13 protein-coding genes are annotated in these 15027 nt (G+C 62.3%); 1 reads left to right on the top strand and 12 read right to left on the bottom strand.

The annotated features are described in order from the left end of the window. Positions 1–136 precede the first annotated feature (136 nt). From AC0L18_RS11230 to glmM, 3 genes are all read right to left on the bottom strand, one after another. Positions 137–883 (bottom strand): outer membrane protein, encoded by a 747-nt coding sequence (locus tag AC0L18_RS11230; RefSeq protein WP_473492221.1) that lies wholly within the window; start codon positions 881–883, stop codon positions 137–139. A gap of 190 nt (positions 884–1073) precedes the next feature. Then, entirely contained in the window at positions 1074–1919 is an 846-nt protein-coding gene (locus AC0L18_RS11225; protein ID WP_473492219.1) for an outer membrane protein, read from the bottom strand. 224 nt (positions 1920–2143) lie between these two features. Further along, complete coding sequence (gene glmM, locus AC0L18_RS11220; RefSeq protein WP_091593398.1) at positions 2144–3496, bottom strand: phosphoglucosamine mutase; 1353 nt, start codon at positions 3494–3496, stop codon at positions 2144–2146. A 515-nt stretch (positions 3497–4011) separates the two neighbouring features. Here glmM and AC0L18_RS11215 point away from each other — a divergent pair. Beyond that, positions 4012–4677 carry a hypothetical protein gene (locus AC0L18_RS11215; protein WP_473492217.1) on the top strand — a complete coding sequence of 222 codons (666 nt, stop codon included), beginning with the start codon at positions 4012–4014 and terminating at the stop codon, positions 4675–4677. Between the two features lie 447 nt (positions 4678–5124). Here AC0L18_RS11215 and ftsH read toward each other — a convergent pair whose 3' ends face one another. The 9 genes from ftsH to tolQ form a co-directional block, all read right to left on the bottom strand. Next, positions 5125–7053 carry an ATP-dependent zinc metalloprotease FtsH gene (ftsH, locus tag AC0L18_RS11210; protein WP_023799979.1) on the bottom strand — a complete coding sequence of 643 codons (1929 nt, stop codon included), beginning with the start codon at positions 7051–7053 and terminating at the stop codon, positions 5125–5127. A 123-nt stretch (positions 7054–7176) separates the two neighbouring features. After that, the gene (tilS, locus tag AC0L18_RS11205; protein WP_473492215.1) at positions 7177–8553 is read right to left on the bottom strand and encodes a tRNA lysidine(34) synthetase TilS; all 1377 of its coding nucleotides are present in this window, start codon (positions 8551–8553) and stop codon (positions 7177–7179) included. A gap of 73 nt (positions 8554–8626) precedes the next feature. Then, on the bottom strand, positions 8627–9709 hold the full coding sequence (ybgF, locus tag AC0L18_RS11200) for a tol-pal system protein YbgF (protein WP_473492214.1): 1083 nt from the start codon (positions 9707–9709) through the stop codon (positions 8627–8629). Positions 9710–9911: 202 nt separating this feature from the next. Next, the gene (gene pal, locus AC0L18_RS11195) at positions 9912–10418 is read right to left on the bottom strand and encodes a peptidoglycan-associated lipoprotein Pal (RefSeq protein WP_473492212.1); all 507 of its coding nucleotides are present in this window, start codon (positions 10416–10418) and stop codon (positions 9912–9914) included. Positions 10419–10678: 260 nt separating this feature from the next. Continuing rightward, a complete protein-coding gene (locus AC0L18_RS11190; protein ID WP_473492210.1) occupies positions 10679–10930 on the bottom strand; it encodes a four helix bundle protein in 252 nt (83 codons plus the stop codon). A gap of 175 nt (positions 10931–11105) precedes the next feature. Then, on the bottom strand, positions 11106–12389 hold the full coding sequence (gene tolB / locus AC0L18_RS11185; protein WP_236473501.1) for a Tol-Pal system beta propeller repeat protein TolB: 1284 nt from the start codon (positions 12387–12389) through the stop codon (positions 11106–11108). 86 nt (positions 12390–12475) lie between these two features. Then, on the bottom strand, positions 12476–13624 hold the full coding sequence (locus tag AC0L18_RS11180) for an energy transducer TonB family protein (protein ID WP_473492209.1): 1149 nt from the start codon (positions 13622–13624) through the stop codon (positions 12476–12478). 8 nt (positions 13625–13632) lie between these two features. Beyond that, positions 13633–14091 (bottom strand): ExbD/TolR family protein, encoded by a 459-nt coding sequence (locus AC0L18_RS11175; protein WP_077375321.1) that lies wholly within the window; start codon positions 14089–14091, stop codon positions 13633–13635. Between the two features lie 9 nt (positions 14092–14100). After that, positions 14101–14811, bottom strand: a complete 711-nt coding sequence (tolQ, locus tag AC0L18_RS11170; protein WP_027152907.1) for a protein TolQ — start codon at positions 14809–14811, stop codon at positions 14101–14103. Positions 14812–15027 lie beyond the last annotated feature (216 nt).

Here is a 15027-nt window from a genome sequence, read left to right as displayed (position 1 = left end):
GACGGCGATATGCGTTCAGGCTTCCGGCGTCAAGAGGAAAGTTTTTGTCGCTGACGGGATACTGGTTGCGTCCCCCGCACAAAACAGAACGGCGGACCGAAGTCCGCCGCCGGCATTCCCAAGGTTTTCGCCGTGCCTACCAGAGATCGTAACGCAGCCCGACCTTGATCTGATGGGAGTCGATCCCTTTGCGGATTGGAGAGTCATCCAAGTCAGCCAGGGTGGCATATTCGGCATCCGGCGCCGACAGGTACTGGTAGCCTAAATCAACCGAGAAGTTCTTGGAAACCTGGTACGCAACACCGGCATTTAGTGAATAAGCAAAAGAATACTGCGTTTTGTCGTCACGCAGATCGAAGTTGCTTGCCGGGTTTAGAGCGTTGACAAAGCTCGCCGAAAAGCTGCGTTTGCTTCGATAAAGGCCGACGCCTGCGCCGACATAGGGCGTGAAGCCGACATAGGTTCCCAAGTCGACATAGCCGTTTACCATCCCTGTCCAGGCGGAGTTTTCCACATTCGCGGAAGCAGCAACAATTCCGTTGTTAAATCTGACGTCAATCTTGTTGCCGGGCAGATAGCCGAGATTCACTTCGGCTCGAAGGTAGTCGTTTAGATGATAACCGAAGCCGATACTGGCAAAAACCGGATCCTCGCTCTCCTTATAGCTTGCCGGCGTGAAAGCGAAGTCCACATTCCTGTAGCTCTCTTCCGGCAGATAGGCGACATCGCCGCGCAGATACCAGCCCGAACCGACTTCGACCGGCACATAGTCCGGCGCCTGGTCGACATAGATCGGCGGATCGTAGTCGGCGCCAAGCGCCTGCGACAACGGCGTCAGGGCGATTGCTGCAAGCGCCAGTGCTATGCGCGATTTGACTGTCATGATCCCCGGCTCCCGAAGGTGGCGCCATTCGCGATCGCGAGCGCCGTTTCAGGGCATTGTTAACCATAGTGGTTAAGTGGTGGTTAAGGATAACAAGGCGTTAGCGAATTGATTTTGATGCGCGTTGCCGCCACAACGAAAAAACCGCCCGGCTTTTGCCGGGCGGTCCGCAAACCTGCTCTCGAAGCGATTACTTGGTGTAAACCGGTTCGGGTTCGTAGGCGATCGGCTCCGGCTGGGCGCAGTCCGAGTTGCCGAACTGGTAGCGCAGGCCGCCGCGCACTTCGTGCACATTGATGCCCTTGTCATGGCCGGGACCGACATTGCTGTCTGAAGCGTAGTCGAACATCTTGCCGCCCTCGATATGGCTGAAGCGGTAGCCGAGATCGAGCTTGACGCGATCGGTCAGGCAGTAGGAGGCGCCCGCCATGGCCGCATAGGCAAAGCGCCAGCCCTTGCCGCCATGATGCTCGAACTCGCCGTCGATGTCATTGTTGTGCAGCGTGTCCCATTTGACCCAGGCGCCGCCGATGCCGGCGCCGACATAAGGCGTGACGCCGTGCCAGGTGCCGATATCGACATAGGCATTGGCGAGCAGCAGCAGCGCCGTATAGGACGAGTGGTCGGTCGAAGTGCAGGGCGTCTGATTAACGCCGCAGAAGCCGCTGGTCGAGCCGCGGAAATCGGATTTGCTCAACCAGTCCGCGGTCAGGTCGGTGCGGAAGTGCCGGTTGATCTGGTAGCCGACGCCGGCGCCGGCCGAGAAGGCGCCATCCAGCTCGCCGCTGTCGAAGCGGCCGGGATTCTGCGGCGCGACCGCGCTATAAGTGATGTAGTCGCCGCCGCGGAACTTCGACCAGTGGTAGTCGATGTCGCCGCGAATGTACCAGCCGCCATATTCGACCGGCTGCTCGTAGACGGGCGGCGGCGGGGCCGGCTCGACCACGGGCGGCTCGACGAAGTCGGCGGCGAACACTGGTCCGGCCACGCCCGCGAGCAGCGCGGCAAAGAGGCCCATTCTTGCTGTATTGAACATGCTTGTCACCCCTGAGAACCCTCGGCACAGCGAACGCGTCCGAATCTGATTGGTTTCAGTCGTGGATAATGAATTGGAAAAGTTAAAAGCCGTTTAACCCTATCGCTTAACCATGAATCTCTAAATCTTTCAGGATTTTCGCGTTGTCCGCCAACGATTTGGCGTGCGGACACACGAAAAAGCCCGCCGGAGGGCGGGCTTTTCACCTGGCAAAAACTGGGGGATCAGGCGGCGCTGCGGGTTTCCGAAATGACCTCGACGATGTCGTTGACCACGGCCTCGACCAGTTGCTGATCGTCGCCTTCCGCCATGACGCGGATCAGCGGTTCCGTGCCGGACGGCCGGATGACGAGGCGGCCAGCCTGGCCCAAGCGGTGGCGTCCATCTTCGATCGCCGCCTTGACCAAAGCTTCCTCGAGCGGCTTGCCGCCGGAAATATGAACGTTCTTCAGCAATTGCGGCACCGGCGCGAACTTCTTCGACAATTCGCTGACCGGTCGGTTCTGCCGCTTGATGCAGGCGAGCACCTGGAGCGCCGAGACGAGGCCGTCGCCGGTGGTGGAAAAATCGGACAGCACGATGTGGCCCGACTGTTCGCCGCCGACATTCAGGCCGTGGGCACGCATGTGCTCGACGACATAGCGGTCGCCGACCTTGGTGCGGTGCAACTGCAGGTTCATGTCGCCGAGGAAGCGTTCGAGGCCGAGATTGGACATCACCGTCGAGACGACGCCACCGCCGGCCAGCCGTCCGCTCTGATGCCAGGACTCGGCGATCAGCGCCATGATCTGGTCGCCATCGACGATCGCGCCGTTCTCGTCGACGATGACGACGCGGTCGGCGTCGCCGTCGAGCGCGATGCCGATATCGGCGCGCACTTCGTGCACCTTCTTCTGCAGGCCGGCCGGATGGGTCGAGCCACACTCCTTGTTGATGTTGAAGCCGTTGGGCTCGACGTTGATGGCGACAACTTCGGCGCCGAGTTCCCACAGCGCCTCGGGCGCCACCTTGTACGCAGCGCCATTGGCGCAATCGACAACGATGCGGAGGCCCGACAGCGACATCGACCGCGGCAGCGTGCGCTTGGCAAATTCGATATAGCGGTCATGAACGCCGTCGACGCGCTTGGCGCGTCCGAGCCCGTCCGAGTCGGCGAGCGCCAGTTCGATATCCTTGTCGAGCATGCCCTCGATGCGCTCCTCGATCTCGTCGGAAAGCTTGTAGCCATCGGGACCGAACAGCTTGATGCCGTTGTCGTAGTAAGGATTGTGCGAGGCCGAGATCATCACGCCGATGTCGGCGCGCAATGAGCGCACCAGCATGGCGACCGCGGGCGTCGGAATCGGGCCGAGCAGGAACACATCCATGCCGGCGGCGCACAGGCCCGACACCATCGCATTCTCGATCATGTAGCCGGAAAGTCTGGTGTCCTTGCCGAGCACGACGCGGTGACGATGGTTGCCGCGCTGGAACGAAAGGCCGGCGGCCATGCCGACCCTCATGGCGATCTCCGCCGTCATTGGAAATCTATTGGCGCGGCCGCGAATGCCGTCCGTTCCGAAATAACTTCCTGCCATGCTAGTCAGCTTCCCGATGGTTCATTGCCGGCACGTCATGCCACACATTGGCCCGAGCCCTATCATCACAATTCATGATTATAGGGCACCATTCCTTAGAAAACTGTTGTCTTGTGTGTTTTGTGTCACGTCAGTGCTGTGATTTTGCCTGCCCTGGTTGCAGCAGCAGCTTTCAGCGACTTCAGACCGCATCTGGATTCTTTCAAGTGTCAGTCGATAGGCATTGAATTCGGAACCCACAAATCGTGTTGCTCTGGACCGGGCAGTCAGGTCCGCCGCACTGGCCGACCCGCTCGGCCCGTCATGCGAGGCAGTTCCCGGAGAGTGGTCCGCTCTATACAAGTTTTCCGTGCATATGCGCCCAGGAAATTGCCTGGGGGCAGGAGCTGGCAACAAGTTCATCCAAAATAATGCACTTTCCGAAGGGTTTTACGCCATTTGGCCTCTGGCGCAACCATTCGTTGAGTGCTATTGCTTGCTTGGTACATAACGTGAACATCAGAGGGAGAAGACACATGCTTATCCATCGACTTGCAACTTTGACGGGTCTTGCCGTCGTGACTTTATTCCTGGCAGCGCCCGCCAATGCGCTGACCATGGCTGAATGCAGCACCAAGTATAACGCGGCAAAGGACGCCGGAACACTTGGCGGGCAGAACTGGAACCAGTTCCGCAAGGCAGAATGCGCCACCGTCGCCGCCGCAACCGACGCCACGCCAGCCAAGGCGAACAGCACCAGCGCTGCAACGCCCGATGCGGCCGCCGCAGCGACGACTAAGGCAGCGGCAACTGCCAATGCAGGCAGCGGCCTCAGCAGGGCGGAGTGCGGCGCCAAATATCGGGCGGCCAAGGCCGGCAACACGCTGAACGGCATGAAGTGGAACGACTTCCGCATGAGCCAGTGCGGTGCCAGTGCCTTCGACGACGACACCAAGCCGGCAGCCGATCAGGCAAGCCTCACCAGCCAGCCGAAAAAGCCGACCGTCACCGCTCCCCAGGGAGTGACGTTGCCGAAGGCGATCTCGGACAAATATAGCAGCGAAACTCCGGCCAAGGCCCGCATGTACACCTGCCGCGACCAATACCACGCCAACAAGGGGGCCGGGACGCTGGGCGGCCTCAAATGGATCCAGACCGGTGGCGGCTTCTACAGCCTGTGCAATGCCGCGCTGAAGAGCTGATCGGCATCAACATTCGAAGATAGCAAGGCCCGCGAACCGCAAGCTTCGCGGGCCTTTTTGTTGGCCGACTTTCCAAGAGGCTACCTGCGTTGCGAGGAGCAGCATCGACGCTGCCAATCCCCCCGTCGTGGGCCGTCGTGGGGGAGATGCCCGGCATGGCAGAGGGGACGCGAAGGATCGCTAACCTTCCCATTATTCGCCTCGCTGATTGGGATTAGTTAGCGTGGGCATGGCTGCGCTACGTTGACAGGTCGGCGGGACAGCGCCCCCTCTGTCCTGCCGGACATCTCCCCCACAAGTGGGGAGATTAGCCGCCATGCCGGCTTTCGCCAATCGCCAACTGCGCGTGCAAGGCCGCGGACAACTCCGGCAGCCCTCTCCAACTTCAAACAGAAACGCCGCGGTCCAGGCCGCGGCGTTTTCGAAATCAATCTCCTGAGCCGGACCCTAGCTTGACGGCTGAGGCTCCATGCCGCCTTCGGGCTCCGGGCCCTTCTTGCGGCGGCTGCCGGACTTCGGCACGGCCGAGCCCCGGCTCGGCGGCGTGTCGTCGCCGAGATCGCGTGCCGGCTTGTGGCCGGCGATCAGCTGCTTGATCTCGTCGCCGGACAGCGTCTCATATTCCAAAAGCCCCTGCGCCAGCGCAATCCATTCCTTTTTCTTCTTGGTCAGGATGGATTTCGCCGTCGAATAGGCCTCGTCGATCAGCCGGCGCACTTCGGCGTCGATGATCTGCGCCGTCTCTTCCGATACGTTCTGCGTGCGCGCCACCGAATGGCCGAGGAACACTTCCTCCTGGTTGTCGCCATAAGCGACGTGGCCAAGCTTGTCGGAAAAACCCCAGCGCGTGACCATGGCGCGCGCCAGCTTGGTTGCCTGCTCGATGTCCGAGGAGGCGCCCGAGGTGATGTTCTCCTTGCCGAACTTGAACTCCTCGGCGACGCGGCCACCCATCATGATGGCGAGGCGCGAGATCATGTATTTGTAGCTCATCGAATAGCGGTCGCCTTCAGGCAACTGCATGACCATGCCAAGCGCCCGGCCGCGCGGGATGATGGTCGCCTTGTGCAGCGGATCGGCCGACGGCACGTTCAGCGCCAGGATGGCGTGACCGGCCTCGTGATAGGCGGTGAGTTCCTTCTCGGCCTGGGTCATCGCCGACGAGCGGCGCTCGGCGCCCATCATGATCTTGTCCTTGGCGTCCTCGAACTCGGCCATGGTGACAAGACGCTTGTTGCGCCGCGCCGCCATCAGGGCGGATTCGTTGACGAGGTTCATCAGGTCGGCGCCGGAAAAGCCCGGCGTGCCGCGTGCGATCACCTTGAGGTCGACATTGGGGGCCAGCGGCACGTTGCGCACATGTACCTTCAGGATCTTCTCGCGGCCGACGATGTCGGGGTTCGGCACCACCACCTGGCGGTCGAAACGGCCGGGCCTGAGCAGCGCCGGATCGAGCACGTCCGGCCGGTTGGTGGCAGCGATCAGGATGATGCTTTCGTTGGATTCGAAGCCGTCCATTTCGACCAGCAACTGGTTCAGCGTCTGCTCGCGCTCGTCGTTGCCGCCGCCGAGGCCGGCGCCGCGATGGCGGCCGACCGCGTCGATTTCGTCGATGAAGATGATGCAGGGCGCATTCTTCTTGGCTTGGTCGAACATGTCGCGGACGCGGCTAGCGCCAACGCCGACGAACATCTCGACAAAGTCCGAGCCGGAAATGGTGAAGAACGGCACGTTGGCCTCACCGGCGACCGAACGGGCAAGCAGCGTCTTGCCGGTCCCGGGAGGGCCGACGAGCAGCACGCCGCGCGGAATCTTGCCGCCAAGCCGCTGGAACTTCTGCGGATCACGCAGGAATTCGACAATCTCTTCCAAATCCTGCTTGGCTTCGTCGACGCCGGCGACATCCTGGAAGGTGACGCGGCCATGCGCTTCAGTCAAAAGCTTGGCCTTCGACTTGCCGAAGCCCATGGCGCGGCCGGAGCCGGACTGCATCTGGCGCATGAAGAATATCCAGACGCCAAGGATGAGGATCATCGGCAGCCAGGAGATGAGATAGCTGAACAGCGAATTGGAACCGTCGGATTCGGGGCGCGCGTTGATGGTGACGTTCTTGTCCTGCAACCTCGAAACCAGCGATGGATCACCCGGCGAATAGGTCTGGAAGCCGGTAGAGGTGTCGGTATAGGTGCCCGAGATGCGGGCGCCCGCGATGGTCACCGTCTTGACCCGGCCGGCCGCGACGTCCTGCAGGAACTGCGAATAGGGGACGTCACTCGCTGCTCCGCGCGTCTGCGGCGTCTGGAACAGATTGAAGAGAGCGATGAGCAGGACCGCTATGATCGCCCAGAGCGCGAGATTGCGATAATTCGGATTCATCAATTGTCCCGTTGGTGTCCGCCAGCGGACACGCGTCGTGAGAGGAAACTTGGGTCTAACATAGGGATGGCGCCCTTCATTGCCAAGCAGAACAGCATGTCGCGGTTAAGCTTTCGCCCATGATCAACCGGCAGTGTGGCCGCCGAAAGGCGAGGCAGGAAGTCGCGGCGCACCGATCAGCGCCGCGACAGTTCCGGCCGGCGCCAAGTCGAAGGACGGCAGGAAGCGGGCAAAGGGCGCGACGACCGGGCATACCGCCATTCCTGGCAAGACCGGGCTGTCGCCAGGATATTCGCTTGCGCGCCACAGCACCGGCTCGGCCGCCAGAGCCGCGCGGACAAGGCTTGGCTGCGTGCCGTTTTCGGCAATCGCCAGTCTTGCGGCACCAGCCGCGCCGAGCGGCGCGATCAAAAATGCACCCGGCTCGTCGCCCAATGTGATCCTCCGGCGACCGTCCCAGAGGGCATTGTTCACGGCAGGCGCAGCGGGCGGCAGGTTGCGGGTTTCGCGACGCAGGAAGATGCCGGCACGCCGCGCATCGACCACCGTCCGCGACAAAGTAGCGCAAAACGGGGCAGTCAAAATTGGGGTTGTGCCAGGAGGTCCGGGCCTCAGCCGGTTGAGCAGCGCCTCGCTGCGAGCCTGACCGGGCAGAAACGCAACGCCGCCGACAGTCGCCAGCAGGATGCGCAGCGCGTATACGGCCGCCGCCTCGTCGACGGCTGTCGCAAAGCCCGGATCGAGACGGACAAGGCCGGCTGCGGGCCTGCTGGCAAAGCCACGGATCAGCGCGGCGGCGCGATGGCCAAGCTGCTCGCGCTCTACCGCAGCCCGCGCGGCCAACGCCAACGCCTCTTCCCGCGCACCATTGCGGTCGGCAAGCGCTGCGCGGATACGCGGCCTCTCGAAAGCCTCGTCTTCATTGGTCGGGTCTTCGGCCCAGCCGACATTCGCGCGCCGCAGGACTTCGCGCAGCGCAGCACGCCGTGTGCCGAGAAGCGGCCGTGCGATCCAGATCCGCCAGTCATAGAGGGTGGCCGGTGCCATGCCGGCTAGACCTCGCTCTGGCTCTCGCGCCCCCTCCTGGCGAGCTTGCCGCATCAGCACGGTCTCGGCCTGGTCGTCGGCCGTGTGGCCGGTCAGGATAAGGCCGATACCTTCCGCCTGCGCCGCCTCGGCCAGCAGCCGGTAGCGTGCCTCTCGCGCGGCAGCCGGCAGACCGGTCGACGGCTTGCGTCCGGACCAGACCAGGATGCGGTGGACAATGCCGCGCCCGGCGCAAAGCCTGGCCACGGCCTGCGCTTCCGCTGCCGAGCCCGGCCGCAGAGCGTGATCGATGGTCACAGCCAGCAATTTCGTTGCCGGCGCGGTACGGTCGAGGTGATCTTTGAGGAGAAGGAGAAGGGCGGTCGAGTCGCTGCCGCCGGACACGGCTGCAACAGCGCCGCTGGTAAAGTCGATCTGCGAAAAAACCGAACGGTCAGGCTCGGTTTCGGGCATCAATGCATGTCGCCCAAAAGTGGCCCAGGATTTGGGGCAACAAGTCTTGGGGCAACGACATGCAGGAGAAAAACTAGCACGCCGCGAGCGCCCTTTCCTGTTTGACGCGTTCCTTGAGCGCGCTGGAGACGTTCGGATAGCGCTTGCCGATCTCGCCGAAAGTAGCGCAGGCCACGTCGCGCTGGTTCAATCCGACCAGCGACACACCGAGCTTCAGCAGCATGTCGGGAGCCTTCTTGGCTTTCGGATAGTCCTTGCTGGCGGCGAGAAAGGTCTCGGCCGCGTCGCGGTATTTTTGCTGGCCGAGCAGCGACTCACCCAGCCAGTAATGCGCGTCCGCCGTCTTGGCGTCCTTGGGGAAGCGGGCGATGTGGTCGCGAAAACCCTGTTCGGCAGTGCCGTAGTCGCCCGACAGGATGAACTGATAGGAATTGCGGTAAAGCTCCTCCGGGTCGTCGGTGGCGGGCAGCGCTGCGACCACCGTATCGTCGGACTTGCCGGCCTGCGTGCCAGCGGCCTGGTCGCCGGGGGCTTGGTCGCCAGGAACGGGGGCGGTGTCCTGCGCCGGTGCATGTGCCTGCGTGTTGCCCTCGATCACATTGCCGTTCTTGTCGACGGTGATGGTGCCGAACGTCTTCGGCGGCGTGCCCGGGATCACCGCGCCGGGTTCGCCTGTCGGTGATTCGACGATCACCTCGCCGCCCTGGCCGCCGGCGGGCGGTGTGCCCGCATCGGCCGGGGCATGCGTCGCCGGAGCCTCGGCGACGCTGCTGTCGGTGTTGGTGGTGGCGTCCGACTTCTTCTGCTCGCGTGGCTGCTGCGCGCCTTGTGAGCCGCCTTCCAGCTGCTGGAAACGGAACTCGTTATCTTCCTGCTGCTTGCGGATCTGTTCCTGCATCTGCAGCACCTGGAAGTTGAGCTCCTCGATCTTGCCGTTCATTTGCCGGAGTTGTTCCTCCAGCGCGGTAGTGCCGGTGCCATCCTGCGCAAATTGCACCTGATCCGGTTTCTTTTTTTCACCGAAAATGCCGAGCGTCGGCAGGCGGAAGGAAAAACCGCTTTTTTCTGTGCCTTGCTCATTGCCTACTGCCGGGGCAGCGACGCTTGATACGAGCAGCAACGCAAGCGTGCCGCTCAAGACCGATCTGAAATGCATGTGCCTCTCGCCGTGGATTGTTTGCCTGTTGCATGCCTTCCGATCGGAGTGGACCGTCAGGCGCCTCGGTTATTACCAAGGACGCAGGACTTCGGCCAAATTTTGTTTCAAGTCCCACATCCGGGCGCCGGACATGAAAAAGGCGGCCGCAGCCGCCTTTCGCACGCAGGTGTTGCATTTCTGCCGATCGGAAAATTGCCGATCAGGAACCGGCGCCGCTGATCGTGGTGACGGCGCGGCGGTTCTGCGACCAGCAGGAGATGTCGTCGCAAACCGCGACCGGACGCTCCTTGCCGTAGGAAATGGTCTTCAGGCGCTGGCCGGAAACACCCCTGGCGACGAGAAAGTCGCGGGTGGCGGCGGCGCGGCGGGCGCCGAGCGCCAGATTGTATTCGCGCGTGCCGCGCTCGTCGGCATGGCCTTCGATGACGATGGCATACTGCCGGTACTGGTTCAGCCATTGCGCCTGGCGCGAAAGCGTCGTCTGCGCGTCGGCGCGGATCGAGGACGAATCCGTGTCGAAGAAGATGCGGTCGCCGATGTTGACGGTAAAATCCTGGGCCGATCCGGGCGTTGCCGCCCCGGCGCCGCTGAGACCGAGATCGGCGGCGCTGTTCAGGTTCTTCTTCGAGGCGCAGCCGGCGATGGCGAGCAATGCCACCAGCACGATCATCGCCGGGTTTCTGGTAAGTGCTGCGATACGGCCCATGCCGCCTCTCCTTCGCAATTCGAGTGATTTCGTTGATCGTCCAGTAACCACGTTTGGGTTAACCGGCGTTCAAGAAACACGGTTAAAATTTGGTTTCGGCTGCCGTCCACAGCCGTTTTGCCCAAGGGGAATCCGAGGAGGCAACAATGCGCGCGGACCGTAGGCAGAAATGCGGCTGAAACGCGACCAAGCCGTGGAAAGTTGGAATTGAAGAATTGAAGAAATGAGGAACCTGCCGAGAGGTCACCTTAGCTTCTCTCTCAGTTCACCAGCATTCCATGGATGTTGGCATAGCATTGCAACCACTCGTCGCGTTGCGCTTGTGTGATGTACCCTAGGTCGAACGCGTATGAAACCCACGTTTCCACTTCACTGCACGACCCCAGAGCCATCGAAATAAACCGTGCGAATTCGAACTTGGAGTGGGTCTGTTTGGCAAAACCCTCAGCCAAATTGGCGCAGATCGCCTTGCTGGAACGACGTAGTTGATCGGCGAGCGCGTATTGCTCCATTTTCGGAAAGCAAGCGTGGCTCTGTGTACCCCAAGGGAAACTGCATAGGCACGCTTATAGACTTCCAAATCCCTCGCGTGCTCGATGTAGGCCGCTGCCTTCTCCATCCTTCAGTTCTTCAACTCGTCAATTCGTCAATTCGTCAATTCCTCAATTCCTCAATTCCCCTTCCCGCCTATTCCAGCAGCGGCGACCAGGCCGGGTCCGAAGCGAAATTCGAGGTCGGGATCGACTGTTCGTTGCGGCCGGTGAGATCGACCGAAACGAGTTTCGGGCCGCCGGCTGAATCGCGGAAGAACATCAGCACCCGGCCGTTGGGCGCCCAGGTCGGCCCCTCCTGCTGGAAGCCGGTTGAAAGGATGCGCTCGCCCGAACCGTCGACGCGCATGACGCCGATCTGGAACTCGCCGGCAGTCTGCTTGGTGAAGGCGATGAGATCGCCGCGCGGCGACCATACCGGCGTCGAATAGACGCCGTCGCCGAAGGAGATGCGGGTCTGGCCAGAACCGTCGGCGCCCATCACATAGATCTGCGCGCGGCCGCCGCGGTCGGAGGTGAACACCACCTTGCTGCCATCCGGCGAATAGGAGGGCGAGGTGTCGATGGCCGTCGAGTTGGTGAGCCTGGTCGTCGAGCGGCTCCGCAAATCCATGGCGAAGATGTTGGAATTGCCGTCGTCGCGCAGCAGGCTCATGATCACCTTCTGGCCGTCGGGCGAGAAGCGCGGCGCAAAGGTCATGCCGGGAAAGTCGCCGACCAGTTCGCGCTGCCCGGTCTCGATCTGCAGCAGATAGACCTTCGGCTGGCCGCTTTCATAGGACATGTAGGTGATTTCCTGCCGGTTTGGCGAGAAACGCGGGGTCAGCACGATCGACCTGCCGTCCGACAGGTAGCGGATATTGGCGCCGTCCTGGTCCATGATGGCGAGGCGCTTCTTGCGCGCGTTCTTTGCGCCCGATTCGTCGATGAAGACGACGCGCGTGTCGAAATAGCCTTTCTCGCCGGTCAGCCGTTCATAGATGGCGTCGGCGATGATGTGGGCGACGCGCCTCGTGTTGGCGTCGTTGGCGAAGAACTGCTCGCCCGACATCTGCTGGCCGGCAAAGGTGTCCCACAACCGGTACTGGGCACGGACGCGGCCATCGGCCTCCTTGCTGACGCTGCCGGTGACCAGCGCCTGGGCGTTGATCACCTTCCAGTCCTCGAAGCGAGGCGCGGCATCCGGGTTCGAAATCTTTTCGATGAAGGCGCTCTTGTCGATCGGCGCGAACAGGCCGGAGCGTTTCAGGTCTGCGCTGACAATGCCGGAAATCTCCGCGCCCAACGCATCGCCGCCCTGGAAATCGGTGATGGCGATCGGCAGCGGCTCGACATTGCCTTTGTTGACGTTGAGCTCAACGAGCGCCCGCGCCGGCAAGGTGGCGGCGGCAGTCATGCCCAGCGCCATCGCTACGATCATCAGGAGCGGCTTGAGGATGAATTTCATGTCTTCTCGCTTCTCTTCAATGATTCTACGGGTCTTCAATGATTCTGGGGGCGCCAGGCCTACAGGCCCAGCATCTCCCTCGGATCGAACGTGACCCGGACGTCGGCCCAGATGTCCTGCTTGCCGGCGGGAACCTGCAGACCGGCCATGTCGCATTTCTGAACGGCGCGTACGGCACTCTCGTCGAACGGGCGGCTTCCGCTCGATTTTTCGACAGCAGGCCGGCCATCCAGCTTGCCAGACGCGTCCAGATTGAAGCGGATCACGGCCACGTAGCTCTCCGAGCCCTCGACGCCAGCAGGAATTGACCAGCAACCGGCAAGCTGATCTCGGAGCGCCCCTTCCTCCGACTTCGACAACTTCTGGCCCTGATCCTTGTCACCACCGAGCGATGCCTGCTGGGTTGAGCGCTTGGCGCCGCCGCCGGATGGCTTCCGCTTGTCAAGCAGGGCAGCGACCTCATCGGCGTCAAACTGCTTCTCCTCGGATTTCGGCTTGGACGAGGCTTCCTTGACCGGCTTGTCGGCGTCCTTGCGCTCGGGCGCCTTGGCGCTTTCGGCCTGGGCCGGCTGCGGCTTCGGCCGCGCCTGCGGGGCGGGCGCCGAGTCCGGAAGCTGCGTCTCCTCAGTTGGCGGCTCCTGGGCAATCGCTTCCGCGACCGCGTCCGGCTTGACCTCAGGCTTCGGGTCGATGGCGGCGGTCTTGTCCTGCGGCGGCGTCGGCGCCGGTTCCTTGGCCGGTGTCGGCTTGGGCTCCGCCTGCTTGACCGGCTCGGGCTTGACCTCTTCCTTCGGCTGCGGGACCGGTGCGACCTCCGTCGCCGGGACAGGCTTGGGCTGCTCTTTCGGCTTCGGCACGTCCTCGGGCTTCGGCTTCTCTTTCGGCGTCGGCGCGGGCGGCGGCGCCTCAGCCTTGTCGACCGGCTGGGGCTTGGGATCCGGCGTCGGCGGCTTGTCGGTATCGACGCTGTTGTCGCCGACCGTCTGCGCGTCGGCCACGATGTCGGGACGCTGGGTCGGCAATGGCGCCGGCTTTTCGCTCACCGCAGCTTTCTTGTCGCCTTTCTGTATCGCTTCCATCGGCACGATCTCGACTGCGACCGACTCGACTTCGGGCGACGGAAGCGCAGCCGGCGCCGACAGCGTGAACAGCCCGAAGGCGATCGCCGTCGCATGCAAGATCACCGATGTGGTGAGGCCGGTCCGCATGTTCTTGTCTACTGGTCCTGTTCCTGCAGCGAGATGAGACTCATATTCTTGTAGCCAGCGGCTTGGACACGGGCCATGACCTGCAGAGCAGCTCCATAATTGGTTGCCTTGTCGGCGCGAAAGAAGATGCGCTCGTCATAGCCGGTCTTCGAGATCGCCTGCAGCTTTGCCACCAGTTCCTCGATCGGGATCTCGGTCTTCTGGATGTAAATCTGGCCGGCGGAGTTGATGGATACCTCGATCGGTTGCGTGTCGGCCGCAATCGCCTTGGCCTGTGTTTCCGGCAGGTCGACCGGAACGCCGACCGTCAGTAGTGGCGCCGCGACCATGAAGATGATCAACAGCACCAGCATCACGTCGACCATCGGCGTGACGTTGATTTCCGATATCATAGCGTGATGGCGGCCGCGCCGCCTGTGGCCGCGACCACCGCGTCCCCCGCCACCCGCGCCTACAGACATTCCCATGATTGTTCCTCAGGCCTTCTGCGCGACTTTTTCATCGATTTGGCGCGAGAGTATGGCGGAGAACTCGTCCGCGAACCCTTCCATGCGCACGGCGATCTTGCTCGCGTCCGACGACAGCTTGTTGTAGGCAATGACGGCGGGGATAGCCGCCAGCAGGCCTATTGCCGTGGCCAGCAGCGCCTCGGCAATGCCGGGTGCGACCACCGACAGGCTGGTATTCTTCGATGCCGCGATCGCCTGGAACGAGGTCATGATGCCGATCACGGTGCCGAACAGGCCGATGAACGGCGCCGCCGAGCCAGTGGTGGCGAGAAAGCCAAGCCGTCCTTCCAGTTTTTCCATTTCGCGGGTCAGCGCCAGGTCCATCGCCTTGTCGATGCGGGTCTGCAGGCCCAGCGGCGATTTCGCCCCCTTCTCGAAACTCTTCTTCCATTCGCGCATGGCGGCGACGAAGATCGCGCCCATGCCTGACGTCTTGCGGTCTGCGAGCGTGCGGTAGAGCTCTTCCAGCGACTGCCCGGACCAGAACACCTGTTCGAAGCGATTGAGCGCGAGCCGCATGCGGCCATAGGCGACGAGCTTGTCGACGATGATCGCCCAGGTCCAGATCGAGGCGCCGAGCAGCCCGATCATGACCAGCTTGACCACCCAGCCGGCCTGCGTGAACAGCGCCCAAATCGACAAATGCGCGCCCGGTTCGGCGAGTGCGATATTTTCCATGGTTACGTCCTTAAGAATTTTCCGGGCACGGCTGGCGGCTGGCCCATAGGCATCCCTTGCAATCCGTTCGCGCAAAGCTTGCGGAATAACCCCAAAATGCACCGTAGGCGGCCTTTTCAGGGCAAATCTTGGTGAAAGGAAGGCGCTGGATTCCTCCAATCTTCACCACTCTCTTCATGAACCGTTATGGTTAAGGATGGGTTAGGACGCACAGCG

The organism is Mesorhizobium sp. WSM4819 (assembly GCF_055811215.1).
Note: the sequence above shows the minus strand (reverse complement) of the source record. Positions and strands in the feature narration are given on the sequence as shown.